Source organism: Paenibacillus sp. IHBB 10380 (genome assembly GCF_000949425.1).
In the GTDB taxonomy this organism is placed as follows: Bacteria; Bacillota; Bacilli; order Paenibacillales; family Paenibacillaceae; genus Paenibacillus_AQ.
On record NZ_CP010976.1, the window covers coordinates 5,602,594 to 5,628,948 of the forward strand.

At 39.5% G+C, this 26,355-nt stretch carries 25 protein-coding genes; 19 read left to right on the top strand and 6 right to left on the bottom strand.

Translation table 11 applies throughout. The features are described from left to right. Positions 1-50: 50 nt before the first annotated feature. The 3 genes from UB51_RS25310 to UB51_RS29875 form a co-directional block, all read right to left on the bottom strand. A complete protein-coding gene (locus tag UB51_RS25310) occupies positions 51-1,322 on the bottom strand; it encodes an ATP-binding protein (protein WP_044879676.1) in 1,272 nt (423 codons plus the stop codon). Between the two features lies 1 nt (position 1,323). Next, a complete protein-coding gene (locus UB51_RS25315; protein ID WP_044879677.1) occupies positions 1,324-2,064 on the bottom strand; it encodes a LytR/AlgR family response regulator transcription factor in 741 nt (246 codons plus the stop codon). Between the two features lie 183 nt (positions 2,065-2,247). Next, a complete protein-coding gene (locus UB51_RS29875) occupies positions 2,248-2,406 on the bottom strand; it encodes an HNH endonuclease domain-containing protein (protein WP_082063253.1) in 159 nt (52 codons plus the stop codon). Between the two features lie 337 nt (positions 2,407-2,743). Between UB51_RS29875 and UB51_RS25320 the strand changes: the two genes are divergently transcribed. The 7 genes from UB51_RS25320 (at position 2,744) to UB51_RS25350 (ending at position 9,692) form a co-directional block, all read left to right on the top strand. Continuing rightward, the gene (locus tag UB51_RS25320) at positions 2,744-3,124 is read left to right on the top strand and encodes a hypothetical protein (RefSeq protein WP_044879678.1); all 381 of its coding nucleotides are present in this window, start codon (positions 2,744-2,746) and stop codon (positions 3,122-3,124) included. A 148-nt stretch (positions 3,125-3,272) separates the two neighbouring features. Further along, positions 3,273-4,085 (top strand): hypothetical protein, encoded by an 813-nt coding sequence (locus UB51_RS26665; protein WP_052676079.1) that lies wholly within the window; start codon positions 3,273-3,275, stop codon positions 4,083-4,085. After that, the gene (locus UB51_RS25330) at positions 4,082-5,599 is read left to right on the top strand and encodes a hypothetical protein (protein WP_044879679.1); all 1,518 of its coding nucleotides are present in this window, start codon (positions 4,082-4,084) and stop codon (positions 5,597-5,599) included. The genes UB51_RS26665 and UB51_RS25330 overlap by 4 nt, the downstream gene beginning before the upstream one ends. Positions 5,600-5,616: 17 nt before the next feature. Next, complete coding sequence (locus tag UB51_RS25335; protein ID WP_044879680.1) at positions 5,617-6,264, top strand: ABC transporter ATP-binding protein; 648 nt, start codon at positions 5,617-5,619, stop codon at positions 6,262-6,264. A gap of 790 nt (positions 6,265-7,054) precedes the next feature. Beyond that, positions 7,055-8,080, top strand: a complete 1,026-nt coding sequence (locus tag UB51_RS25340) for an ABC transporter ATP-binding protein (protein WP_044879681.1) — start codon at positions 7,055-7,057, stop codon at positions 8,078-8,080. 2 nt (positions 8,081-8,082) lie between these two features. Next, complete coding sequence (locus UB51_RS25345) at positions 8,083-8,874, top strand: ABC transporter permease (protein ID WP_044879682.1); 792 nt, start codon at positions 8,083-8,085, stop codon at positions 8,872-8,874. 26 nt (positions 8,875-8,900) lie between these two features. After that, on the top strand, positions 8,901-9,692 hold the full coding sequence (locus UB51_RS25350) for an ABC transporter permease (RefSeq protein ID WP_044879683.1): 792 nt from the start codon (positions 8,901-8,903) through the stop codon (positions 9,690-9,692). Positions 9,693-10,081: 389 nt separating this feature from the next. Here UB51_RS25350 and UB51_RS25355 read toward each other — a convergent pair whose 3' ends face one another. Continuing rightward, positions 10,082-11,098 (bottom strand): substrate-binding domain-containing protein, encoded by a 1,017-nt coding sequence (locus UB51_RS25355; RefSeq protein ID WP_044880443.1) that lies wholly within the window; start codon positions 11,096-11,098, stop codon positions 10,082-10,084. Positions 11,099-11,499: 401 nt separating this feature from the next. Between UB51_RS25355 and UB51_RS25360 the strand changes: the two genes are divergently transcribed. From UB51_RS25360 to UB51_RS25390, 7 genes are all read left to right on the top strand, one after another. Next, positions 11,500-12,813 (top strand): extracellular solute-binding protein, encoded by a 1,314-nt coding sequence (locus UB51_RS25360; protein ID WP_044879684.1) that lies wholly within the window; start codon positions 11,500-11,502, stop codon positions 12,811-12,813. After that, positions 12,813-13,694, top strand: a complete 882-nt coding sequence (locus UB51_RS25365) for a carbohydrate ABC transporter permease (RefSeq protein ID WP_044879685.1) — start codon at positions 12,813-12,815, stop codon at positions 13,692-13,694. Before UB51_RS25360 ends, UB51_RS25365 begins: the two co-directional genes overlap by 1 nt. Then, a complete protein-coding gene (locus UB51_RS25370) occupies positions 13,681-14,520 on the top strand; it encodes a carbohydrate ABC transporter permease (RefSeq protein WP_044879686.1) in 840 nt (279 codons plus the stop codon). The genes UB51_RS25365 and UB51_RS25370 overlap by 14 nt, the downstream gene beginning before the upstream one ends. Before the next feature lie 40 nt (positions 14,521-14,560). Continuing rightward, positions 14,561-15,508 (top strand): MTP-1 family protein, encoded by a 948-nt coding sequence (locus UB51_RS25375; RefSeq protein WP_044879687.1) that lies wholly within the window; start codon positions 14,561-14,563, stop codon positions 15,506-15,508. A 15-nt stretch (positions 15,509-15,523) separates the two neighbouring features. Then, positions 15,524-16,585 carry a BtaManbiosPhlase gene (locus tag UB51_RS25380; protein ID WP_044879688.1) on the top strand — a complete coding sequence of 354 codons (1,062 nt, stop codon included), beginning with the start codon at positions 15,524-15,526 and terminating at the stop codon, positions 16,583-16,585. Positions 16,586-16,676: 91 nt separating this feature from the next. Continuing rightward, complete coding sequence (locus UB51_RS25385) at positions 16,677-19,178, top strand: beta-mannosidase (protein WP_044879689.1); 2,502 nt, start codon at positions 16,677-16,679, stop codon at positions 19,176-19,178. Between the two features lie 17 nt (positions 19,179-19,195). Beyond that, positions 19,196-20,197: a zinc-dependent alcohol dehydrogenase family protein gene (locus UB51_RS25390; protein ID WP_044879690.1), complete on the top strand. Its 1,002-nt coding sequence runs from the start codon at positions 19,196-19,198 to the stop codon at positions 20,195-20,197. A gap of 43 nt (positions 20,198-20,240) precedes the next feature. Here the strand turns inward: UB51_RS25390 and UB51_RS25395 are convergent, their stop codons facing one another. Continuing rightward, positions 20,241-20,801, bottom strand: coding sequence for an NAD(P)H oxidoreductase (locus tag UB51_RS25395; RefSeq protein ID WP_044879691.1), 561 nt, complete (start codon positions 20,799-20,801; stop codon positions 20,241-20,243). A 167-nt stretch (positions 20,802-20,968) separates the two neighbouring features. Here UB51_RS25395 and UB51_RS25400 point away from each other — a divergent pair, with 167 nt between their 5' ends. Continuing rightward, on the top strand, positions 20,969-21,340 hold the full coding sequence (locus UB51_RS25400; protein WP_044879692.1) for a winged helix-turn-helix transcriptional regulator: 372 nt from the start codon (positions 20,969-20,971) through the stop codon (positions 21,338-21,340). A 72-nt stretch (positions 21,341-21,412) separates the two neighbouring features. Here the strand turns inward: UB51_RS25400 and UB51_RS25405 are convergent, their stop codons facing one another. Beyond that, on the bottom strand, positions 21,413-22,297 hold the full coding sequence (locus UB51_RS25405) for a LysR family transcriptional regulator (protein WP_044879693.1): 885 nt from the start codon (positions 22,295-22,297) through the stop codon (positions 21,413-21,415). A gap of 163 nt (positions 22,298-22,460) precedes the next feature. On the opposite strand from UB51_RS25405, the gene UB51_RS25410 reads away from it, so the two are divergent. The 4 genes from UB51_RS25410 to UB51_RS25425 all read left to right on the top strand — a co-directional run bounded on the left by UB51_RS25410 (position 22,461) and on the right by UB51_RS25425 (position 26,300). Continuing rightward, the gene (locus tag UB51_RS25410; protein ID WP_044879694.1) at positions 22,461-23,210 is read left to right on the top strand and encodes an SDR family NAD(P)-dependent oxidoreductase; all 750 of its coding nucleotides are present in this window, start codon (positions 22,461-22,463) and stop codon (positions 23,208-23,210) included. Between the two features lie 252 nt (positions 23,211-23,462). Continuing rightward, positions 23,463-24,023, top strand: a complete 561-nt coding sequence (locus tag UB51_RS25415) for a SpaA isopeptide-forming pilin-related protein (RefSeq protein ID WP_044879695.1) — start codon at positions 23,463-23,465, stop codon at positions 24,021-24,023. Positions 24,024-24,492: 469 nt separating this feature from the next. Further along, positions 24,493-24,852 (top strand): BlaI/MecI/CopY family transcriptional regulator, encoded by a 360-nt coding sequence (locus tag UB51_RS25420; RefSeq protein ID WP_044879696.1) that lies wholly within the window; start codon positions 24,493-24,495, stop codon positions 24,850-24,852. Continuing rightward, positions 24,849-26,300: a M56 family metallopeptidase gene (locus tag UB51_RS25425; protein WP_044879697.1), complete on the top strand. Its 1,452-nt coding sequence runs from the start codon at positions 24,849-24,851 to the stop codon at positions 26,298-26,300. Before UB51_RS25420 ends, UB51_RS25425 begins: the two co-directional genes overlap by 4 nt. Positions 26,301-26,355: the final 55 nt, after the last annotated feature.

Genomic DNA, 26,355 nt, shown 5'->3' on the forward strand with positions numbered 1-26,355 from the left:
GAAACGAAAAAAACAATCCCTAAACAACATGTTGTCTAAGGATTGTTCGTTTAAAATGGCAGTAGGACCATATTATTAAATTCGTTATGTTTCGTTTCAATGGTCATATGACCACCGTACTTGTCGCAGATTCTAGCTATGTTTGTTAATCCAATACCATGAAATTCCGGGTTTGGTTTGTGGCTATGTAAGTGGGCAACTTCATTCTCCATATGATTCAAGATGTGAATGAGAAGGGTAGACTCGGTAGAATGTATTTTGATAAGAATGTACCTATCTTCTGCGATTTTTAACTTTTTAGAAGCTTCTATTGCGTTATCTAGCATATTTCCAATGACAACACATAAGTCATAACGGTCAATATGGATTTCTTCTGAACATAAGTTAAGCTTTGTATCTATTCTTATGCCATTGGCTTGTCCAATATTAAGCGTATTTGTGACAAGGGCATCTATAACCAGATTCCCCGTATTCACCCGTTGATAGGCTCCTTCGACTTTATTTAATGTAGTCTTAATATGTTCCAGGGCTGCTGCTAACTCATTTCGCTTAATACACTCTTCGATATACAAAAACTGTTGATTCGTATCGTGAATGATTCTTTTAATCGATTTGAAGCTGTGAACGACTTTTTCGTAATTCGCATCTTGATAGTCCATCTGATGTTGCAGCTGAGTATTCTTATGCATGAATTGAAATTTATCAATGATATTATCAAAAAGAAAGACAATCATAACGTTTAAGAAAAGAAATCCAATGACTGTAATGAAAGAATAGACGTTCTTATAAGTTAGAATATCCAGTTGGTATATACTTACGATAGGAATAACCAAAAATAAAACGTGGTAACGATAATGCAAAGAGAAACTTCGGCGTTTTGCAAGTAGTCGTATGATCTGAATGACAGCAAACATGATCATGTTACTGAGTAAAATAGCTTTCGTGTAGGCGATTTGATCTTGTTCATTTCCAGGGTCAAAGCTAAAGTCAACGGAATCTAGGGTATAAAAAAGATAAAGGGATATAAAATGAGAGAGAGACATTAAAACACAGTAAAGTATAGAAAAAGTGAACTTGGTTTTAAATTCTACTTTATAAGATTGCGCAAAACTAAATATCACAAGCAAAGATAGAATCGAAGATAAAATAAGAGAGACAGGAATAACTAGATATAGGTAATCGAGCAACCCAAAGATAATGAAGTAAATGAATCGGTTTTGCTTTTTAACTGATTTATCAAAAACCGAGTTGAAGAAAAAATTAACTTGAACACCCATCACAAGTACAATGCTAAAGACAATAAGAAAATGATTTGGAATCATATCAATCGACCTTCATAATCATAAATTTGGTGTAAACATCTTTAACCTCTTTAATTTTAGAACGGCCTATGGGTAATTCCAACCCATTGGACATTAGAACAACTCCGCTAGCAAACTTCCTCACATGAAGCAGGTTAATAATAATGGAACGATGGATTTGCAAGAAGTTACAATCTTTTAAGGCCAAAGCATAATCTGAAATGATGCCTTTGCTTTCATAGGTTTGATTAGCAGTAATAAAATGTAGTTTGCTTTTCATAGTTAGGCTTTTGGCAGCTTCAATACTAATGAGATCATCATATTTTATAACGATTTCCTCATAGGCTGATTTGATGACCATAAACTTTTTATCAAGCGCTTGAAAGTATTGGCATAGCTTTATGATTTTCTCCTCCAAGATCGAGGGGGCAATGGGTTTTATTAAATACTGGAATGTCATGACGTCAAAACTTTCCACCATATATTTAGGGTAGCTTGTCAGAAAAATAATTTGTTCATCCAGGTTATTTAACCCTCTTATTGTTCGGGCTGTTTGAATTCCGTTTATCCCACTCATTTCAATATCCAAAATCAGAATATGGAATGGAGTTTCATGACGCTCATAATAGGATACCAACTGCTCTCCCGAGCCGAATAATTCGATTTCAAATTCTATATTTGTCTTTATCGACAAAGTAATGAGGATGCTTTTAACAAGCTCTCTTTGTTTCTCCTCATCATCGCAAATAGCCACTCTATACATAAATGATATACCCCTCATCCATTCCCTTTATTCTAAAACTCTATATAAGCATGATACAACCTTTTGACTTTATATAGATAACTTTTGGATGAAATGCAAATTTGAATCCCTCAAAATCACTTCTTATGTGATGAAATGCCTTTTCAGAGATGAAACCTAATCTAGAAAGCATGATCAGGGTCTCTAACTTGAATTTTTTTCTTCCAGTCTCTGTATTGTTGTTTCGCTTGGAATAACATTTGATTTGCTAGAGTTGCAGGTTTGGTGAGAATAAACCAAATTCCATAAATAATCACTATACAAATACAACCAAGGAATTACATGATCAATGGCCGGTCTCATCAATGATTTTATTTCCACAATGAAAACAACTAAGAAAGGTGGGGGATTACAGAATGGATTACCTATTGGGGTACAATGGAAATGAGGTTTAACGAAAGTCAGATTTACCAGATTGAGAGTAATGCTAACATTTTACGTGTTTTAGAGCGTACATTACCTATCAACCAGAATTAAAGCTAGCAGCGTATTAAATCCGATCAAGACGGTAAAAGTACTGCAACATAGAACTGTTTCCAGTTTTATTCACAATATTTACTTTTTTTGTATTTTTATGAAAATATTAATATGTTATAGTTATCTAGTAATTAAAAATAATGTAAAAAGAGGGAGATTTGAAATGTTGAAAAAAGGCAAACTATTTGTTGGATCTTTGTTAAGTGTGATGTTATTGTCCGGAGTAGTAGCGTATGCTGGTACTAATTATACTTGGAACGAGTCTAGAACATTACCTGGTGGTAATGGTAATGTTACCTCATCTATTCAAGTAAAAGCCGGTCCCGGTGCTGCAGATTTAAGCATGCATGCCACTGCAGGATTGAATGTGGATGTGCGGACGGACGGACCTGGAGCTACAGGATCGTACACAAGAAATGTACGAGGTGGAAATACCTATAGACCTTCTGCGCCACAACCAAATGGTTCAGATGTTCATTTATTCTTTAGCTCCGATCTCTTTAGTCCTGATTCTACTATTACTTATGACTGGAGAAGCAATTAAATTAGTTCCCATATTCCCATATTCAGTACTAATTTTATATTCATTCTTAAAGAACGACATAGATTCTGTCGTTCTTTAAGAATTTTGTTTTTCAATACCAAGAAGGCTACAGCTAAATATGTTGGAAAGATATTGAAAGGATGTTTTCATGACTACACAATACTCCATAGTGAAAGAGATAAAGAATACCCTCTCGGTCAAACGCATCTTGATCTGGATCCTCCTTATGTTATGGCCTTTTTTGAATTTTATGCTTCAGCGCAACAATTATTCTTTCCGAGACAAATTGGATGTGTTCACTTTTATGCTTGAGGGTGTATTGCCGCTTGTTTTCGTACTGCTTGCTACATTAGTTTATTTAGGTTCTTTTTCACAGGAAATAAAAAAACGATTTTTAGTGTATACTCGTTTGCGAATTCCACTTCGAAAGATGCTACGCATCAAGTTTGCTGCTAATTTCCTGCTTACGTTCGGTGCTTTTTTTGTTTTTACGTTTGGATATTTCCTTTTTTCTTTTTATATTGCACCTATACTAGGATTAATTCAATATCATCCTGAGGTGTATAAACTTAATGAAGTTACTGTTGTTGAGGACTCTTACACGCGTCATACGTTCACACAACTGCTACAATACGGCTCCTTAACCTATGGTTTTCTTTATTCTTGTTGGGTGGGCCTTAACGCTGCTGTCTACGCTGCACTGGGTTTCTTTATGGTATTAATAGTACGAAGTCAGTTTTTGGCCCTATCTATTCCATTTCTCCTGTACATTGTTGGAAGCTTCGTGCTGGGTGCAGCTGGTTTAATGCATTTCAGGTTTCCTGATGCTATATTCCCTTATAGTTATATGCAGGTGCCGATATGGACAGCATTTGTACCCTTTCTATTTCTTATCTTCATTTGTGTCATTATATATATATATGTTAATAAACGTTTGGAATGGATGGATAACGTCATATGAGATACCTTAAACAGACTTTGGACGAATTCACAACATGGAAATGGATTTTTTTAATGGTCATTCTTTTCCCGTATGGATGGAGTATCCGAACAACTGTTGTAGCAAATGCAAACCTTCAGCAGCTTCCGCTGAACCAATGGGATATCATTTTCACCTTTTTGAGTAATCCATTCCTGAACATTTATTTTTATTTACCTTTTTGGTTGTTTTTTTCAAGCCGCCTCATCATAAAAGAATGGGATTACACACTACTCATTCGAATAAAGAGTTTTCCCAAATGGATACTCTATACCATGATTAGAATAAGCCCCATTCTCTTGATCCTTCAGTTTCTCTGGATTGTGATCAGCTTTTTAGTAACGATGGGTATACCACCAGAAAACAGTTGGAGTATCTGGGGATCAACAGCTACTTCTTTGAATAATTTTATTTTTACTTTGCAGCTGACCGGGTTATCTCCATGGTTGGTGTTGTTTTTACAAACGGCTTTGTTAAGCCTTTTTTTGATTACTCTTCATGTTATCATGGCTTCGGTGTATGTACTTTTTCCAAAGATGAGTGTTATAGCGGGGATGGGTTTGTTTCTTTTTATCGGAACCATCATCTCTTATAAAGTTGTCCCTGATCAATTCAATTTGGGAAGAGTATCAAACTATATCATTCTTGCTTTTTCGTATTTCTCTTTTGGTTCAGTTTTGCCGGCCTTTATCGTACTGACCTTAATTATAACAGTCTGTTTTGCCCTCGTAATCCTGTGGAGTAAGGGGCAATTCCAGTATGTATCAAATTTCGTCTCTGATAACTATCGCTTTATTGTGTATAGCCTAATTTGCTTAATTGGGATTGCCTCGCCATTCATAAATTCAGGAATGGAAGATATGACGGTCTGGGAAAACCTATATTTTCATTTTTATGGTGTGTCTGAAGATGGGTTTTCATTTTATGTATATATATATTTCTGTATCGTGTTTTTAGGTTTTGTGTATTTATTTCAACTTCATCTGAGCCACATAATGGATGGATACATTTATTACCTGATGATTCGGTACAAGTCCTTATATCGTTGGTTTGGCCAGTTAATGAAGAAGACGATTTTGGGTGTGGTAGCGTTACTACTGCTTTTGGCTGGTATCACAATTGTACTAGGTCTTATGCAAGGACGGACTTTGGAACCGTATGCTACCCAAATTATAGCTGGACGATTTCCTTATCTACTGTATCAATTTTTTGTTAATGGGTTGTTACAGATGCTTAATTACATACTTATTGTATTTATTGTAAGCTGGATCTGGCAAGAAGCGACGTACAGTCTGATCGCGTTAGGTGTCCTCATTGTGACAGGCTTGCCCTTTCTTAATATTCATCAATGGTTGCCGTCAGGACTAAATAGCATGGGCTATATTACCGGAGACGGTAGAGGCATCTTTCATATAACGATAGTGTTAGCGATTTATCTCCTCATAGAGCTCGGTATTATTTTCTATTTGTTTAGCAAACGAAAAATTTCATTTTAGCAAAGGAGCCCCATCTTATGACATTGATTAACATTAAGAACGTGAGTAAATCCTTTAAAGGCATTCAACTATTTGAAAATGCATCGGCACAGTTTAAAAAGGGAAATATTTATGGGATTATTGGGCATAACGGTTCCGGGAAATCGGTCTTATTCAAAATGATCTGTGGATTTATACGTCCAGATACAGGAGAAATCACAATTGATCCAGCCTACTCCGATAAGCAAACAAATTTCCCGAAAAACTTCGGCATCATTATTGATCGTCCAGGCTACATAGACGGGTTGACTGGATTTGACAACTTGAAGAGGCTTGCCGATATTCAACAGTTAATTACTAATCAGGAGATCAAAGATGCAATGACACTCGTTGGTCTCAATCCTGATGCTAAACAGAAGGTGAAAAACTACTCACTAGGCATGAAACAAAAGCTTGCACTGGCCCAGGCTATTATGGAGAATCAAGAAGTTTTGATTTTAGATGAGCCGTTTAATGCTTTGGACATTGATAGTGTTCAATCCATCCGCGACATGCTTTTAACTTTCAAAAAAGAAGGGAAAACCATTATCCTAACGAGTCACAACCAAGAAGATATTGATTTATTATGTGATTACGTCTATCAGATTCGCCAATATGTGCTCGAGGAAGTATCATGTAAAAACTAAATGTCAAAATCAGTTGGCAAGCTGTTGCTTTGGCTGATTAAACTAACGGTGGCGATTGGTTCACTTACTAAAACGTATCGAATTCGAGAATATTACAATAGGAATAGATACCTGATGAAGTGAAAAAATAGATCCTTATTTTATTATTATTGAAGATTACTGTATCAACAGCATGCATCAAATATTAGCGGCATCGGGCTACTTATTCGGGATAGAGCGCCAGATAATTGGTTGGTTGGAGATGACTAAGAAAGTCGTCCTATACATTTTTGATAATGGAAATAGATAACTCTTCTTAATCAAGAGAAGATTGGTAAAATGAGACTACATCTGTATACCTCTTTCGTTGTTAGGTGGTACTTTCAACTATAGAGGATACAGGTGTTTTTTTGTATATTCACCTTCAAGAATAGACTTTGATATTGAGCCGTTTAATGACATAACTTATTAATCTTATTAAGCGTTTAATCTTTATGTTGAAAAGTATCTTTTTCCGTTGATTATACAACTTGTTCGGACGATACAGTCTAATTTATAGTAATATTGGGTAAGAACGGAGTTTACTTTTTTTAACATTACAAGAACATTATTTATAATTTTATTATTTAGAGTGAAAGAAACCAAATACCCCTATTTTTACGTGACTCTATTCTTTAGTCTATGAAAAATATGAATCATTTAATCTTTGAAGAAATAAGAGCGCTTTCAAACATCGATTGGGAAGGGATGTTACAGAAAAATCGAACATTATTTATATGTACCAAATGATAACTATAATGGAGTGGTATAGATGATTCAGGTGGAAGGAATCTCGAAGGAATACAAACAATTCAAACGATCATCAGGCATCATTGGATCGATGAAAAATTTATTTTCAAGAGAACATACGCTACTTAAAGCCGTTAATCAAATCTCCTTTTCAATAGAAAAAGGTGAGGCAGTCGGATATTTAGGACCCAATGGTGCAGGGAAATCAACGATGATTAAAATGCTTACGGGCATTTTAGTTCCGACATCGGGGACGGTCACAGTCAATAACCTTGTTCCACACAAACATCGTAAGGAAATCGCAAAAAGGGTGGGTATTGTATTCGGTCAACGGAGTCAACTGTGGTGGGACCTTCCGGTACAAGATTCGTTCGAGCTTCATAGACGTATTTATAATCTTCACGATACGGACTATCGAAAAAATATGAATATATTTTTGGAATTACTGAATTTAAAAGAATTTATTACACAACCAGTAAGACAATTAAGCCTTGGTCAGCGAATGAGAGCAGAGATTGGTCTTGCACTTCTACATAATCCGGACATTCTTTTTTTAGATGAACCAACCATTGGATTAGATGTTATTGCGAAGGATAACATTAGATCTTTTATAAAACAAATGAACCGTGAACATAAAGTATCTATTCTATTGACCACTCATGATCTGAAGGATATTGAAGAGATTTGCCCAAGGATGCTGATTGTGAACAAAGGGGAACTTATCTTTGATGGAACCGTTGATCAATTAAAGTCAAACCTTTCACCAGGGAAAATAATTACGATTGAATTCGAATCTAATCCTGGAGATGATGTTGAGTTAGAGAATGCTGAACTAATTGCTGATCATGGAATAAGGAAAACTTTTAAAATTGATAAAGGTTTGGACTCTGCCATTGATTTTGTCCAAAGTGTCTCTAAGCGCTATCCAATTAAAGACTTCAGTCTTCATGATTCTGATATTGAGGACATCATTCGAATGTACTATCGGAGTTTGGATAACGATAATAACATTGGATTCGCCAACCAAGAGAAATTGAGTGTGATTTAGTTATGATGAGAGCCTATTACGCAATCACATGTAAAGCATTTTTCCGCAATACGGCGTATCGTTCAGAAGTCTGGCTACGAATTTTCGGCAATATCTCCATCGTATTTATTCAGATTTCCATTTGGAAGGCATTACTCGGAACTGGAACGTTGAATGGCATCGATATAGAAGCCATGATTACATATTCGCTTATCAATGCATCTGTTTCTATGATTTTAATGAACAAGGTCATTTATGTTGTAGATGATAAGTTGAAGACAGGTGATATTATATCGGATCTATTGAAACCGATCAGCTACCCGTTGCTATTATTTTATGATCAGTTAGGCAATGTTGTTTTCCAAATCATGTTTACCGTGGTTCCGACGATATTCATTGCATGGCTGTTATTCGGTTTTAGTGTCCCAACAGATCCTTATACCATTGTGGCATTTGCAATTAGTCTATTGCTAGCGTTAGCAATTTCTTTTTTGATGGGCTATTTAATAGCACTGGTGTCGTTCTGGTTTCTGACAACATTCGCCTTGGATTGGATGGTTACTGCATTGATAACCGTATTCTCAGGCTCATTTCTTCCGTTATGGTTCTTTTCAGCGGAATGGAAATTGGTTGCTGATATTCTCCCGTTTCAATTCTTAGGATTTGTACCAGCAGCCATATATATGGGGAAGATGGATGCAAGTGAAATCATATGGATGATCATGAAGGGAAGTGTGTGGATTCTGCTACTTTGGCTTGCAACCCAGTTCCTCTGGGGCAGGGCTATCAAAAGGCTAGTGGTACAAGGTGGTTAATGCAATATAGCTAAGGGTGGGAATCCATGAATATACGTTTATTTTCATATTTTGTTACATTGATCATTAAATCTCGCATGGAATATAGGGGCGCATTTTTGATTGGTGCAGTTGGCCAGATCACAGGTTATGCAGCCAACTATCTCGTTATTTGGCTACTTCTACAAAATTTCGATACCATTAATGGCTGGAGTTGGTCAGAAATTGCCTTCTTATACAGCTTAAATATACTTACATATGCCATAGGAGCATCTTTTACTTACACACCGATGGTGAGTTTAGACCAAACTATCATTAATGGTGATTTTGATAAGTATTTAACGAAACCATTATCTCCATTTACGTACTACTTGGCTAACTTGTTCAACATCGGTTATATTGCGCACATTGTTATATCATTACTTGTCCTTCTGTGGTCGATAACTCAAGTTGATGTGAGTTGGACGGCTGTTAAGATTATCTACCTTGTTCTCGCAGTTATCAGTGGTTCTTTCCTGCAGGCAGCAGGTTTAGTTGTGATTGGTTCTTTATCCTTTATTTTTCTGCGTGTAAGATATTTGTTCGAGATTTTCTTTAAGCTGAAGGAGTTTATTGCATATCCAATTTCGATATACGGAACCCTGCTGCAAATGATTCTGACCTGGATTATTCCTATTGCCATGATTAATTATTATCCAAGCATATATCTGTTTGATGATAGTGTACTAACCAATAAGATCCTTGGTATCGTGGCACTAGCCATTGGCCCCTTAGCTTTCTATATTTCCTATAAGTTATGGATGTATGGAGCAAATAAATATCAGGGGGCAGGAGGTTAGATGCTCATTTTCTAAAGGAAGCATTCCTTCATTAGTTCGAGGCGAAGTTGTGGATATCCTAAAATATAATGGGCTCCATCTGATTTTGTGGATAAGAAATACAAGTTTCCTTACACTTGTCCACTTGATATCCACTGTATCAACAGTATGGATCAAATATTAGCGCATACACTTAATCAATCCGATAAAGAGTTCTCACCGTCTACGCACTATGAATGTTAAACTCAAAAACCTCTTGCCATTAGGGCAAGAGGTTTTTCGGATTGGCTTATTCAATGCGTAATAATGAATTGGTTATCATCAAGAATGATACCGTTGATTTTCCTGCACCAGCGGGTCCAGAAATGATAAATACAGTTTTCATAGATAGATTATCCATAGGTACAACCTCACCTTGGGCGTAGTTGAGCTGTAGATTCCCGCTCAATCAGTGTCGTAGGCAGCAATGTTTCCATAAAGGGTTCATCTTTATGATTCATTCGCCAGAAAAGTTGTTCTATCGCTTTTTTTCCATATAATTTTAAATCGATCGCCATACTGGTCGTTGATGGTGTTGCGATACGTGAGAGCTGTCCGTTATCAAAGCTGCAGATGGATATATCCTCTGGAATTTTGAGACCCATTTGTTGAATTGCCGCATTGATAAGAAAACCCAATCCGTCGTTGACGCAAAACCATGCGGTCGGCTGAACGGGAAGGTTTACTAGGCGTTGTAAAATCACATCCCCTTGTTCGACAGCATCATTGATGATGAAGTGTGGATTCGGAGTGATTCCTCGCTCCTTCATTGCCATGGTGTATCCTTCCAATCTTTCATAATAACTTGGAGAAAAATGAATATCTCCCATAAAGCCAATGTCATGGTGTCCTAAATCAAGTAGATACTGAACAGCATCAAAGGCACCAAATCGGTTGTTTGTTAGAATGGAGTCGGCATAAATTCGTGGGTGATGATGGTCAATAAGTACGACAGGGATACCCGTAGAAATCACTTTTTTCGTATATTCCGTATCAATATGTGAAAGGATTAGGATTCCATCTACATTTTGGTTTTCTAAAAAAGAGGGAAGGATCAATTGATCGATCGCTTCTTGTGAAATGGACTGAATGTGCAAATTCATGCCCCGAAGAGCGGTCTCGCGTTCAATAGTGAGATAGATTTCTCCAAAAAAATTGGTTTGGGAAAAGGCGAAATCAGAAGCGATCAGCGCAATGTTGCCTGTTCCTTTTTTTATTTTCAGTTTACGGCTTTGAGGGTACATGTAGCCCATCTCATCTGCTGTTTTTTGAATTAGGTTTCGAGTTTCTTCGCTGACCCCATCTTTTCCACTGAGCGCTTGCGACACGGAGTTTTTAGAAATATTTAATTTATCCGCTATATCTTGCATGGTCAACTTTCTTTTCATCATGTCATACCTTTCTAAACAGTATTGTTCCATACAAATTTCGGTATAAGGATCTGCAAATAATCTCATAATGTATTCATAAGCAATTTCATGAAGCATGTCAAGTAGAGAGTGGACAAAAAATGAAGGTTTCATGTTATCGCTTTCTTCTATGTGTTACGTGGTGTTGCGTGAAAAAAGCTAACGAATAGGTTATAGAAACATAATAACATACATTTTGTAACGTTACAAATTAAATGTTGTAATTTAACAACTTCTTTATTTTTTGATAAAAGTTAAAAACAATTGACTTTAGCGCTATTTAGATTAATAATGTGAATACAAACGCTTTCAATCAGGTTAATAATTAATTTGGTAACGTTATTTATTAGTTACAAAAATAACATTAGGGGGTTGAAGTAATGAAAAAGAAGTTGGCCATGTTATTAATTTTTACTGTTGCGATTTCAATGCTCGCGGCATGTGGCTCGAAAAGTACGGATAACAAAGGTACGGCTGAAGGTGTCACAGCGATTGAGTTCTGGACAGCGAATAATCCGCCTCAGCAAGCTTATTGGGAAAGTTTGGCTAAAGAATACGAAACTGTGAACCCTAAAATAAAAATTAACGTAAGTCCAATGAAAGAAACACCAAGCTCTGAGGCGAATATTCAATCCGCTATTGCTGGAGGAAGTGCGCCAACGCTATCGGAAAATATTTCTCGTGGTTTTGCCGCACAACTTACAAACAGTAAAGCGCTTGTACCGTTGAATACAATGGCGGGTTGGGATGATATCGTTGCGGGACGTAATATGACGAATACGATTGAATCTTGGAAATTTTCCGATGACAACCAATATGTTCTTCCCATTTCTTCCAATGCTATGTTGTTCGGATGGAGACTTGATATTTTGAAAGAACTGGGCTATAACGAGCCTCCAAAAACATACAGTGAAATGCTAGATGTTGCTAAGAAGTTGAAAGTGAAATACCCTGACAAATATGTATGGGCAAAAGCAGATCTTGCAGATCCAGCGGCATGGAAGAGATGGTTCGACTTCTTTATGCTCTATAATGCAGCTTCCGATGGTAATAAATTTATCGAAGGTGGTAAATTCGTAGCGGATGATAAGGCGGGAATTGCAACGTTAGGTCTTATGGACAATTTGCGCAAAGAGAAATCGTTGCTTGCAGAGAATATAACAGACCCATTCGAGACCGGAGTAGGTATTTTTACAGATATTGGTCCATGGACACTCAACTACTGGGCAGAGAAATTCCCGGAATTGAAATATAACGAAACATATACATTAGCAGCGCCTCCTGTTCCGGATGATGTGAAGGTAGATCATCCAAAAACTTTTGCAGATACCAAAGGAATAGTAATCTATGCATCTGCACCAAAGGAAAAGCAAGAAGCAGCTATGGAATTTATGAAGTGGGTATACTCTGATGCGAAACATGATTTGCAATGGTTTGAGAAAACAAATATGCCTCCAGCTCGTGATGATTTGTCGACCAACGATGTGTTTAAAGCATTCCTAGATGAGAATCCAGCACTTAAGAAGTATGCTGAAGCTGTACCGTACGCTGTACCTCCAATGGACAACGCGAAATTTAATGAATTGCAAACTTTTATCGGACAGGAAGCTGTGAATCCAGTTGTTCGCGGCCAAATTGATCCGACAACGGGTTGGAATAACATGAAGAAAGCTATTGAAGAGGCTCTTAAGTAATGGAAACCAAAAATAATAATAAGTTGGGCTGGTTATTTGCCAGCCCGTACCTTATTTATGGATTCGTATTTTTCCTTGGTCCATTAATTTGGTCACTTTATCTTGCGTTCACCAACTGGGATTTGATCGCTCCTAATTACGATTTTGTTGGATTTTCTAATTTTATTAAAGCTTTTAAAAATCCAGCGGTACAATCGTCATTTTGGGTTACTTATAAATTTATGATGGTTTTTGTGCCATTGGTCACAGCAGCATCACTTGCAGTGGCAATGATTGTACAGGGACTTCCGAAATTGAAAAGTGTTTTTTTAATTGGTTTCTTCTTACCGTACCTATCTTCCGGTGTTGTATCATCGCTGATTGTAAAAGGACTTTTATCTTACAACAGCCCGGTTAACGCTTTTTTAAGGGACACCTTTGGCATTAAAATAAACTGGCTTGGCACACCATTTACAGCACTGATGATCGTGGCCTTAATTATTGCTTGGAAATTTGCCGGTTATTATGCGCTAATTCTCACATCAGGCCTTGAAAGTATCGATAAGGAAGTCTATGAAGCGGCAGCGATTGATGGCGTAAGTCGTAGACAACGTTTCTGGACAATCACGCTACCGTTATTATATCCAGCCATCTATACGACGCTGATTTTATCCTTTGGCGTAACATTTGGTATTTTTACCGAGGTGTATCAATTAACGGGTGGTGGTCCAAATTATGCGACTAACACATGGCAGATGGAAATCTATAATCAAGCGTTCAAAAACTTGCAAGCAGGTTATGCTTCAGCGATAGCTATTCTCGCTGCGATTGTCACATTCATTTCGATCTTTGTCATTAAAAAATTGTTAGAAATGTGGGGGAAACGAAATGGTTGGGTCTAATGATAAAAATAAGCTTAGTTTAACCATCCGTTATAGTGTGGCTACCCTTCTGCTTCTAGTAATGGTATTTCCGTATCTTTATATGGTGTTAAACTCTTTTGCGGATTGGAGCCAAGTCGATCGACAACTTATTCCATCAAGCTACTCGTTAAAATCGTATTCATGGTTGTTTAGCGGTGGGGAGACTGGAACACCAAGACCGTGGCTGAATTCCTTTTTTAACAGTGTTATCGTTTCGGTTGGTTCTACAGTTCTAATGATGGTGTTTGGGATCATGGTAGCTTATGCGCTTGCTAAAATTAAATTTAGAGGTCGGGATGCAGTTAACAATTTCGTTCTGTTTCATATGTTTTTCCCGGCGATTATTTTGTTGATTCCGAATTTTTTGGTCATCCAAAAAGTTGGCTTATACGACACCTATTGGGCGATGATTATTCCAAAGGCAATGAGTTTATGGGCGATATTTATGTACACAAACTTTTTTAAAGCGGTCCCGACGACGTTTATTGAAGCGGCGAAGATAGATGGGGCTACGGAGTTTCAAATTTTGTATAAAATTATGGTTCCGATGTCCAAGTCCATTACGACGGTTATTTTCTTATTCCTACTTATGGAACGCTGGACAGAACTTCTGTGGGATATGATCGTGGTACGCAGCGACGAAATGCTGACACTTAACGTGTTATTGTCACAAATGTTCGGTCCGTATGCAGGTTATCCGGGCCCAATGTATGCAGCATCTGTACTCTTGACGTTACCGATCATTATTCTATTCATCATTTTTGGTAAGAGATTTAAAGAAGGCATGCAGTTTAACTTAAAATAGTCGTATTTTATACTAAAACAAAAAAAGGAGTTAATACATCGTGAGTTTCACACAAAAAGAAACGAAAACGTGCGCGACATTGTTACGTGAGTATCAACAGTCGAATAAAACGATTCGTAATCCAGAAAAATTAACATTCATGGGTGTTGGCGATAAGGATGTCTATAATATTACAGCCCCGTTTGAAGATGAAGGCGAACAGGTTATTGCGGGGCGCGTAGAATCCCGGGATAGTGAGTATTCTGAAATTGTTTTCTTTGTGGAGCGGGATGGGGCTTGGATACCACGTGAAGGTGCGCCCATTTTTACGCTTCAAGATCCGTTCTACACGAAAATTGCCGGGGAGCTTGTGCTTGGGGGTGTCCAGATTTATCCGCATCCCAATCCAACCAAAGATAGCATATTTTCATGGCGTACGGTGTTCTATAAAGGCGCTCGAATTGCAGAGCTTAAACCGTTTTTTACAGGACCGAGCGGTATGAAAGATTTACGGTTGGTGGAATTGATAGATGGAAGCATCGGTGTATTGACAAGGCCGCAAGGCGAAAAAGGCGGACGCGGTAAAATTGGTTTTACACGTATTTCATCTTTAAAGGATTTGACGCCCGAAGTGATTGAGGAAGCGCCGCTATTGGAAGGGCAATTCATCGAGGAAGAGTGGGGTGGAGGCAACGAAATTCATCTGCTTAACAACGGATTGTTAGGAATTCTTGGTCATATTGCCTGCTTCGATACGGAGTTAGACCGCCATTATTATTCTATGGTATTTGTATTAGATCCAGAAACACGTGAATTTTCGGATATTCGCTTGATTGCCGTTCGTGCTGAATTTGTACCAGGTGTATCGAAACGTCCCGATTTGAGAGATGTCGTTTTCAGTGGAGGGCTCGTACGGAATTTGGACGGTACAGCAAATTTATATGTAGGTCTCTCTGATGCAGAAGCGCATCGTTTGACGATGGCCGATCCATTTATTTCATTTGAATGATAAGGAGTGTTTATTGTGAATATATATCGTTATGAAGAGAATCCAATCATTACCCCAGCAGATGTGACACCCTATCACCCTAATTTTGAAGTCATTGGTGCTTTCAATGCAGGTATTGCTCAATACAACGGTGAAGTGCTTATGTTGCTTCGCGTTGCGGAGCGTCCCATCAGCGAGGATCCACAGATTGTAAAAGCGCCGATTTATAATCCGAAGACGCAGGAGCTTGAATTGATCGAGCTACGTACTGACGATGAGCGTTATGATTTCTCTGATCCACGTGTGATCAGAGATCGTACAGGCAGTTCTGGATTTGCCTATTTAACGTCGATCTCCTATATTCGTATTGCACGTAGTAAGGATGGACATCACTTTACCATAGATGAAAAGCCGTTTGTATATCCTTCAAATGAGCAAGAAACGTTCGGGATTGAGGATCCTCGTGTCACTCAAATGGGAGATACGTACTATATTTATTTCTCTGTCATTTCCCCAGTAGGTATTGGTGAATCCATGGTTTCTACGAAAGATTTTGTGAATATCGAGCATCATGGCATGATATTCAGTCCGGAAAATAAAGATGTAATTATTTTTCCAGAGAAAATTAACGGTAAATACTATGCGCTTCATCGCCCGACGACGAAAAGTATCGGGAATCCAGAAATTTGGATCGCTGAGTCTAACAATTTATTGTATTGGGGTAATCATAAACATTTGATGGGGCTCCGTAAAGGAATGTGGGATAGCGGACGTATCGGTGGAGGTGCGGTACCTTTCAAGACGGATAAAGGCTGGTTAGAGCTCTATCATGGAGCGACACTGGATCATCGTTATTGTATGGGTGCAGTTCTCCTTGACTTGAACGATCCTACAAAAATTATTGCGCGTTCGGACAAGCCTGTAATGGAACCTGATGCAGACTACGAGAAAAAAGGTTTTTTTGGAGATGTCGTATTTTCCTGCGGCGTTATCGTCGAGGGTGATATTGTGAAAATGTACTACGGTGTAGCAGATACCTCTATGGCTTGCGCGGAACTAAGTCTTCAAGAGATTCTTGATAGTTTGATATATGTATAAATAGCGTTACGCCAAGGCCTGATTCGTTAGGCTTTGGTTTTTTTAGTTAAACGCTTCAAAATTTAAGATTTAGACAACAAGGAGAACAAATATGAAGCTGAACGACAATTGGAAAATTCGTGATTTTGTTGTTGGGGAAGCGAGAGACTTAGAAGTGGCATCTCCCGAATATATCGATTACTACTGGATCTCTGCTAACGTACCGGGAGATGTGCACTCTACATTAATAGATCGGAACATCATTGACGATCCATTTTTTGGTCACAACGATCAAAAATGCCGCTGGGTAGAAGAGAAGGTTTGGTGGTACCGAACGGTGTTTCATTGTGACGATCCATTACAGGATGGGGAACGAATGGAGCTGGTGTTTGATGGTCTGGATACATTCGCTACCATTTACTTAAATGGGGTTGAACTTGGCTCAACCGACAATATGTTTATTCGACATACGTTTGAAGTGACACGGGAATTAAGGCGCGGCAACAATACGCTTGCTGTTAAATTTGATCCGATCCGTGAACGGGTAGGCCATCAAGTTCAGAATTATTGGTCTGGGTTCAGTAAAAAAAGGATTTGGACTCGCAAAGCGCAGAACCATTTTGGTTGGGATTGGGGACCTCGGCTTGTATGTGCAGGGATTTGGCAGGATGTTCATCTCGAGAAACGGACTTTCGCTAAAATTGATCATGTGTTTGCCAGAACTGTGCGTTTGGATGAAACGGCGGCTGAGGTGCAGATCGATGTAGAGCTTCAGACTTTTGACAAAAACAAAAATTACGAGACACAAGTTCGCTTGGCTTACGGTGATCAAGAGATCACGGCAACTGCCATGTTTGAAAAAGGTAAAGCGTATATGACGATGCGGGTGGAGGATGCCAAGTTATGGTGGACACATGATCTGGGCATCCCTCATTTGTATGATTTGCATGTCGATGTTCTCGCCGATGGTGCATATATAGATGCACATGTTCAGAAGTTTGGTATTCGTACGGTGGAAGTGCTCCGTCACGATGAGCAGGGGAATGCTTGTTTTACGTTCGTGCTAAATGGCGTCAAAATATTCGCCAAAGGAGCAAACTGGATTCCAATAGATAGTTTTATTGGAAGTGTTTCCGATTTCAGATACTCTCACCTGATACAAATGTCCAAGGATGCGAACATGAACATGTTACGAGTCTGGGGCGGCGGCGTTTATGAACGCGATATTTTTTATGAGGACTGTAATCGACAAGGTATTTTGGTATGGCAAGACTTTATGTTTGCTTGTGCACTCTATCCTGACTATAACAAAAATTTCATGGATAATGTCCGTCGTGAAATTACGGAGGTAGTCAAGCGCCTCCGCAATCACCCTTGCCTTGCGATGTGGTGTGGTAACAATGAGAACGATTGGCTTTATGAAGCGCTGCATTCCTCTGGTGAAATTAAAGATCCGTTCTACGGAGAGAAAATATATCATGAAATGATGCCTGAGATTTTAGAAGAGCTAGATCCTACACGGTTGTTCTGGCCAAGCTCGCCGTACGGCGGTAATGATCACAACTCGCGTGAAGAAGGCGATACGCACAATTGGCAAGTATGGCATGGAAACATAGAACCGCGGACATTTGGGGAACCTCAGCTGCAAGATTATAGTGTAGAGGGTCTCTCTTTCAAAAAATTCAAAGGAGACACCACTAAATTTTCTAGTGAATTTGGGATGCATGCTTCATCCAATCGTTATACGCTGGAACGGAACATGCCGAAGGATATGTTCTATTGGGGCAGTGAAGAAATGGCTTATCGCAATAAGGATAAGTATTACCCCAAAGGGATTTTACTGATGAAAGGGTACACTGGTGTACCTGAGGATATTGAGCAATATATGGACTTTTCAATGCTAACACAGGCGGAAGGCTTGAAATATGGAATCGAGCATTATCGACGTAATAAACCGGAAACGAGTGGAGCGTTGTACTGGCAGTTGAACGATTGTTGGCCGGGTACGAGTTGGTCTGTTATCGATTACTACGGTTTGCCGAAGGCTTCATATCATTATTCACGTAAATTTTTTAGTCCAATTTTGCTTACGTTGGATCACGATGAAGGTGAAGATTTGAAATTATGGGCTTTGAACGATCTGCGATCTGCGTACAATGATGAGGTAGAACTTGCTGTTTATGATTTCAATGGGGAGAAAAAGTTCAGCCGTACCTATAGCGTATCGATCAGAGCGAATAGCGGTGAACAAATCGACGTGTTGCCTGAAAGTGAGGCAATAAACGGGCTTGATCCAGCTGAAGTGGTTATCGGTATTCGTTCTATGCAAGAAAGAACGGAAGTGAATTATTATTTTTTCCGGGACCATAAAGATATGAAGTATACGACCGCCAAGCTGACGGTTGACATTGACGAAGGTAAATCAGAACTACGTATTTCGACGGATCGGTTTGCACGTATGGTGAAAATTGAACTTTCGATGGCGTATCTAGTTCTTAGCGACAATTTCTTTGATTTGCTTCCAGGGGAGACGAAGGTGATTAAGATTCATCAGGCACAAGGACAGGCAATTCCTTGGGAAAGTCTACGAGTACAAGCGATCAACAGCAAATGAGAAAGGGAGTGGGGAACATGAGAGCCGCAGTGTTGCGAAAAACGGGAGAAATAGAGTTATCAATATGGAAGGAAGAGATGCTGGCTCCAGGTGAAGTGCGTGTTCGGGTGAAGTGCTGCGGCATTTGTGGTACAGATCAGCATATTTACCACGGCCATCCTGGATCAGCGGCAGTAACTCCGCCGATTGTTCTAGGACATGAACTTGCCGGTGAAGTCATTGAAGTCGCTAGCGACGTCATTTCTTTACAGATGGGTGATCGTGTTTCGGTCGATCCGAATATATATTGCGGCAGCTGTCGTTACTGCCGTAGTGGTCGGGCGCACCTGTGCGATCGGTTAGAGGCGGTCGGTGTTACACGGGACGGTGGAATGGGCGAGACTTGCGCTGTACCTGCAGCGAACTGCTATCGTTTGCCGGATGGCATGAGCGACATCGAGGGCGCTATGGTCGAGCCACTTGGCTGCGTGCTGCACGGAATGAGGAAGCTTTACATTCGTTCGACCGATACGGTGCTTATTATCGGCGGCGGCTTCATAGGCCAACTTTTCTTACAGCTTGTCAAACGGCAGGGAGCGGCCCGCATTGTCGTAAGCGAGCCGGCAGATAGCAAGCGCGAACAACTGCTTCGACTCGGGGCGGATGAAGTAATGGATCCCCAAGAAGCGGCACAGCAGCTAATAAACGATGCCGATGTTGTTATTGAGTGCGTAGGACGCAAAGAATCGATGGAATTCGCCATAGAAGCGGCGCGTAAAGGCGGGCAGGTTCTTCTCTTCGGCGTGTCTTCGCCCGAAACTACAATTCAACTATCGCCATTTTCGGTATTTTCCAAGGAACTGAAAATTATGGGATCTTTCATTAATCCCTATACGCATGAAGAAGCGATTTCACTTCTTCATAAGCAAATCGTACAGGTTGAGCCGCTGATTAGTCATCGTTTTCGCTTGGATGAAATTCCAGATGTGATGGGATGTTATCCAACGCTCCAAGTAAGTAAGGGTGTTATCCTTTTTTAAGTTACTAGAGAAACCTTGCCTGGAAGGGGCAAGGTTTTTTTGTTCACTTATATTCTCGACCTAAGAGATAAGCGTGGTTCAGTAGGCCTTCGATGTATTCGTTGGATTCGGACAGTGTGTCGTATAAGAACTCGACCTTGGATTCTTTCACTCTTGCGTAACCAGCGATCGCGTTATTCAGGTAATGAGTAATCATATCGTGGTATTCATATTTGATTAAATGTTCTTGATCCCCGCCGGCTAAGCAAATCCATAGTACTTTCTTAGAAGTGAATTCCTTGAGTAAACCGATGTTCCATACTTTATCCAGATACCCTTTTAACATGGAAGGGACGCTGTACCACCATAGAGGGAACACGAAGACAAGCGCATCGGCAGCGACAACTCGATCCATTTCCTTCCGTATTTCAGGTGAAAATTGCTTATCAGGACTCATCCAATCTCGTTCATCTTCTGCTGTATATACGGGATTGAATCCGTCTCGATCCAAGTCCATTATATCTACTTCGTGGTTATTCTGTTTCAAACCCTCAACAAAACGATTCATGACGGCATAGGTAAGGGAATTTTCTCTGGGATGAGTGACGACTAATAGAACTTTCATGTGTCAGAAACCTACTTTCTCATATATGATGTGGTGAACATGATTACAGATGTTATTATGAGTAATATGATATTAGATGTGAAGTACGCACTTTGAAGTACAGTAGGTACTTTGAAGTTCCTTAGTTCTTTTTCGGAGGTATGAATGAGTGGGAAGGAGAAGGTTCAATGAAAGAAAATACAAAAAAATATACGATAGGGATTGAGGCAACGCTAGAGGTAATCAGAGGAAAATGGAAGGGGATCATCGTATATCATTTGACAACGGGGAGAAAACGAACCTATGAACTGCGAAAGCTAATGCCTAGCCTCACCCAAAAAGTACTTACGCAGCAGCTTAGAGAGCTTGAAAAGGATGGAATCATTATTCGAATCATCTATAACCAAATCCCCCCAAAAGTAGAGTATGAGATTAGTGATTATGGGTGGGGTTTGATAAATATACTGGATAGTGTTTGTTTATGGGGAGAAGAGCATCTAGATAAAGTTTATGGAGATAAAACATTGGTACTAAAGGCTCAAAGTGACGTGAATTTCTGACACTGCAAACGAAGCGTTGAGGGTCGATGTCCTCGACGCTTCGATGTCCCTTTCGATAGAAACTCTTATTTATTAAAATTCAAATTGAAGTCTTTGAATAAATCTTTTCGAAACCTGTGAAGGATGCTTTCCCTTATGAAGAACCCATCCATAGTGAATAGGTTTTAAATTTGGTATATCAAGCTCTATAAGAACAATGTCAGATATGTTGTCCGCGAATGAATACTCCAGCCCGATCGTAATAGCCAACCCACGTTTCACTGCATTTTGAATGGCCTTCGTATTATTCGTTGTAAAAAGGATATTTGCATTTCCATACTTAGAAATTAAAGCGTTCGTATCGTCCCAAAGATCCTTATCATCATACAATACCAAAGTTTGTCCAACTAATTGTTTGGGAGTAATTTTCTTTTCAAAGGCAAGAGGAGAATTTTTATTTACTCCTACAACCATTTTCCCTTCTAACAGCTTTTCAAACGTCAGATGCCCATTTCTTTCTATAACATCCTCCGATAACACGATTAATCCAATATCAATCTTACTTTGTTCCAGATCATTTAATATTTCATTAGGTCCCTTTTCAAAAATCTCTATTTTGACATGGGGATAATCTTCTTTGAATGCCGAAACCACATCTATGAGTAAATGCATAGGACCTGGTATGGTAGCTATCTTTAATTCACCGCTCAAGGTGTTGCTGAAGCTTCTAGCTTCTTCTTTTAGTTCATTCACCTTTAATAAGACTTCATTCGCTTTCTTAATGATCTGTTTTCCTTCTACTGTTGGGATGGCACCTAAACCACGGGAACGTGTAAATAAGGTGATGCCTAATTCTGTTTCGAGTAAGGAAATCGATTGGCTGATTGCTGATAAAGTGACATGAGAGTTCTGAGCAGCTTTTGTAAAAGATCCCGTATTTGCTACATCTACAATATATTCCATCTGTTCAAAATTCATCGTCAGTTCTCCTTGTTAAGTTTTAATTAATTATAAGTAAGAATAATTAAATTTTATTTAAATTTAAAGAGAGTTAAAATAGGCCCGAGGAAACTTATAAACCCAATTGAATAACCTCATTGCTATTTAAGTATAATACAATACCGCATAGGAGGAATAATCGATGAACAATAAAAGAGTAGCCGTGATCACAGGTGGCGCAAGCGGAATAGGGAAAGCAACAGCCTTAAAATTTGCAAGCAAAGGGGATCAAGTGGTTGTCGCTGACTTTAATGAAGAAGCCGGCAACGAGACGGTTGGACTCATTAAAGAGAGCGGCGGCGAAGCTATTTTCGTCAAAACGGATGTATCCAAGTTTGAAGATGTTGAGGCACTCATTGAACAAGCAGTGACTGCTTTTGGCAGAGTAGATGTTATGTTTAACAATGCTGGCATCGGGCGAAATACGCCTGTCTTGGATCAAAACATAAATGACTACCATAGTGTAATCAATGTGAATCAGCATGGGGTTGCACATGGCATTATTGCGGCAGGCAAGAAAATGAGGGAATTAGGTATTAAAGGGGTTATTATCAATACCGCTTCTGTGTTTGGATTCCTAGCATCACCAGGAACCTTTGCGTACCATGCTTCCAAAGGTGCTGTCATTATGATGACCAAATCAGCGGCTTTAGAATTGGCGCCGTATGGCATACGGGTCGTTGCGGTTGCACCAGGTGCAGTTGACACACCCATTATTCAGGGATATAAAGATCAGGGCTTAGTCGAATCCATGAAAGCAAAAGTAATCGGAAATAAATTAACACAACCTGAGCAGGTAGCCGATTCCGTGTATTTGCTGTCATTAGAAGAAGCAAGTGCAATCAATGGTAGTGTTGTCATGGCTGATGAAGGATATGCTTCTTTTAAATAAATGAATGCTAAAAGGCTAAACACCGTTCAACCTTTCGGTAGTGAAACTAACTACTTCGATAGAGAGCTACCGGTATAGTTAGTTTTTGTGTTTTAGACCTATACAGCATGATTTGTGGGTTCAATTGCTTCTTTCTGCTGAACAAGCTCGTCTAGCTGTTCATTACCCCAGTTGCCGAGCTAACTGGGAGTAGAAGCTCCAGCTGGATACGTACTAGAAGGTACTGTAAAAGACGGAGTAACAGGAGACGAATTGACCGTTGTTGATCATACGATTATGGTTCAATTGTCAAGCACTACTCCTAATAAGACATTTGTTTTTGCAAATGAAGCCGTTAATTCGAATGTTCAATTCACGAAACAAAATGAATTAGCTGGTCCATTGCAAGGTGCACAATTTGGATTGTATCCTCGTGGAGCGTCTGCAAGTTATACACCACTAGCTACAGCAACGAGTACAAGTACAGGTGCCGTGTCATTTACGAATGTAGACTACGGAAGTTATGATATTCGTGGAATTTCAGCGCCAACTGGTTACCGTACATTTACGCGCGAAGAGATGATTGTCATGCTTATGCGTCTTGTGCAAGCAGAGGCTTTGCCTAGTCAACAGCAAGTGGACTTTAAGGATTGGAAAGATGTTGGTGGATTTGCTGAAGAAGCTGTACAAGAAGCTGCAAAAGCTGGGATCATTAGTGGCTATCAAGGGCGACTACGTCCTAAAGGTGAGGCTTCTCGTGCAGAAACTAGTGTGATGCTGCTTCATTTGTTGGAATTGGAAACACGAATTCAATCTATTTTAGATAAGCAGTAACTAAAGCGAGTCTTCTATTTAATGTAATCATGTAAGAAAAGCTGTTGAGGCTACCATCCCATAGGGCCTAACCACGATGCATCGGCGAATTGTGGATTTAACCAACCACAGTTCGCCTCCATATGTCAAATCCACATCATGGAGTTTAAAGATGACTTCCACATGCCTTTCGCAGACGATCACCTTTTCCACATTAGCTACCGATGAACTTCTTGATTTCAGGAAGATCGCGGTTTGCGATGTGGGCTCCAAACTGAGAAAGCAGTTGTCGCAGAGTATTCTCTGTGAGGGCTGCTTTTTTTGTAACTTTCTCAGCCGCTATCGGCTGGGTTTGGACTGGAAGCGTAATGAACTGGACTTACAGTGGTATCCAATAACTATGTATCGGACTCTTGACAAGTGAGGTTTACTACAATAGACTTATTGTCACAAGGTTTACTTCAATAAACTTATAAAGGGGGCGATCAGAATGGAATCGTACAAATTATTCGATGCCGAATACAAATTTGCATACCTGATTTGGGATAATGAACCCATTAATTCTACAGATCTCGTAAAGCTAAGCCAGACGATGCTTGGCTGGAAGAAGTCCACGACCTATACCGTTTTAAGAAAGCTGTGTGAGCGGGGAATCCTTAAGAACGAGGAAGCAACGGTCACTGCCATTGTTAAAAAAACAGATGCACAGAAATACGAAAGTCAGACGGTTGTTGAAAAAACCTTCAACGGGTCTTTGCCGCAGTTTTTAACCGCTTTTCTAGGTGAAAAGAAACTGTCTGAGAAGGAAGCTGAAGAGTTGAAGCGGATTATTGAGGAGGCAACCCGATGACGAACCTGTTTCTTATTATCCTTAATATGAGCATTACGGCAAGCTACGTGGCACTTGTGGTTATCATGGGGAGATTTCTTTTGAAGCGTGCTCCTAAAATATTCTCTTATATCCTATGGTCTGCCGTAATCATCAGACTGGTCATCCCCGTTAGTTTCACTTCAAGCTTCAGTATATTACGACTGGTGCAGCCCCAGGCCAAAGCTGGCACAGGTTTCATGGAGTTTGTGCCGCAGGATATTGGGATGCAGCTAAATCCTGTTGTGGATGCTGGAATTAGTGGGATAAGCCGTTTTGTAAATTCATCCCTTCCAGCTTCTAACCCGATGGCGAGCGCAAATCCTATGCAAATCACTATGTGGATCGGAAGTATAATCTGGATAACAGGCGCAGCCATTCTCCTTCTTTACAGCGTCTTTTCGTACTTGAAAATACTGGCCAGCGTCCGAACGGCAACCCTCGTCAAGGATAATATCTTTGAGACTGACCAGATTGCGACACCCTTTGTTTGCGGTTTTTTGAAGCCGAAAATATACATTCCGACCAGCATGAGTGAGCATGAGCTGTCTTACATTTTACTGCATGAGCAAACGCATATCATGAGACGAGATTATCTGATAAAACCTCTTGCGTTTATGATGCTTATCGTCCATTGGTTTAATCCGCTTATGTGGCTGTCTTATGCGCTTATGAGTAAAGATATGGAAATGTCCTGCGATGAGCGTGTCGTGGGCAAGATGGGCCACCAAATTAAAGGAAGCTACTCAACCTCCTTGCTTTCTCTTTCAGTAAGCAGAAGTGGGTTACTAACTGGTAGTCCTCTTGCCTTTGGAGAGAGTAATATTAAGGAAAGAATTAAAAATATTCTCACTTATCGTCAGCCCTCTTCTTGGATGGTCGCAGGCTCTATGCTCGTTATTACAGCCTTGGTTGTAGGATGTACAGCCAATCCTAAGCCTTTACAGCAATCGTCGCAGCCATCCTATTCCGGATTTAATATGGATAAGCTTATGGAGAACAAAACACTTTATGTGGGTAACCATAGCAAGGTAGGTGGTCTCATCAGTGGAATGCCCAAGCCAATAGGTTTTGAAGTTAATGGAATTGAACTTCAAACGAAAGCTCAGCCTTATGGATTGACCATCAATTATATAATGAATGACTCTACTGATGTGAAAAAAGAGGGGGCAATAAGCGGCGAATCTTTTTATCATAATTCCATTCTGCTCTTAAGCCTGATTGATAACGTCGATAGTATTACCACTTCGATTGTTGACAATACGGGTCAATATGATGGCGTAACGTATAGCTTTACGTTTACAAGAGAACAGGTCGACAAACTGCTTGGAGAGGATGTCCAGCATTATGCTACAGACGAAATAAGCCTGAGGCAACTGATCGATCGTTTAAACAGTCTACCCATTAATGAAATCAGTAAGACCATTTAATGTTTGTCCATGAAAATAAAACCCGAGCGATGGACACTTTCATGTGGCCTCACTC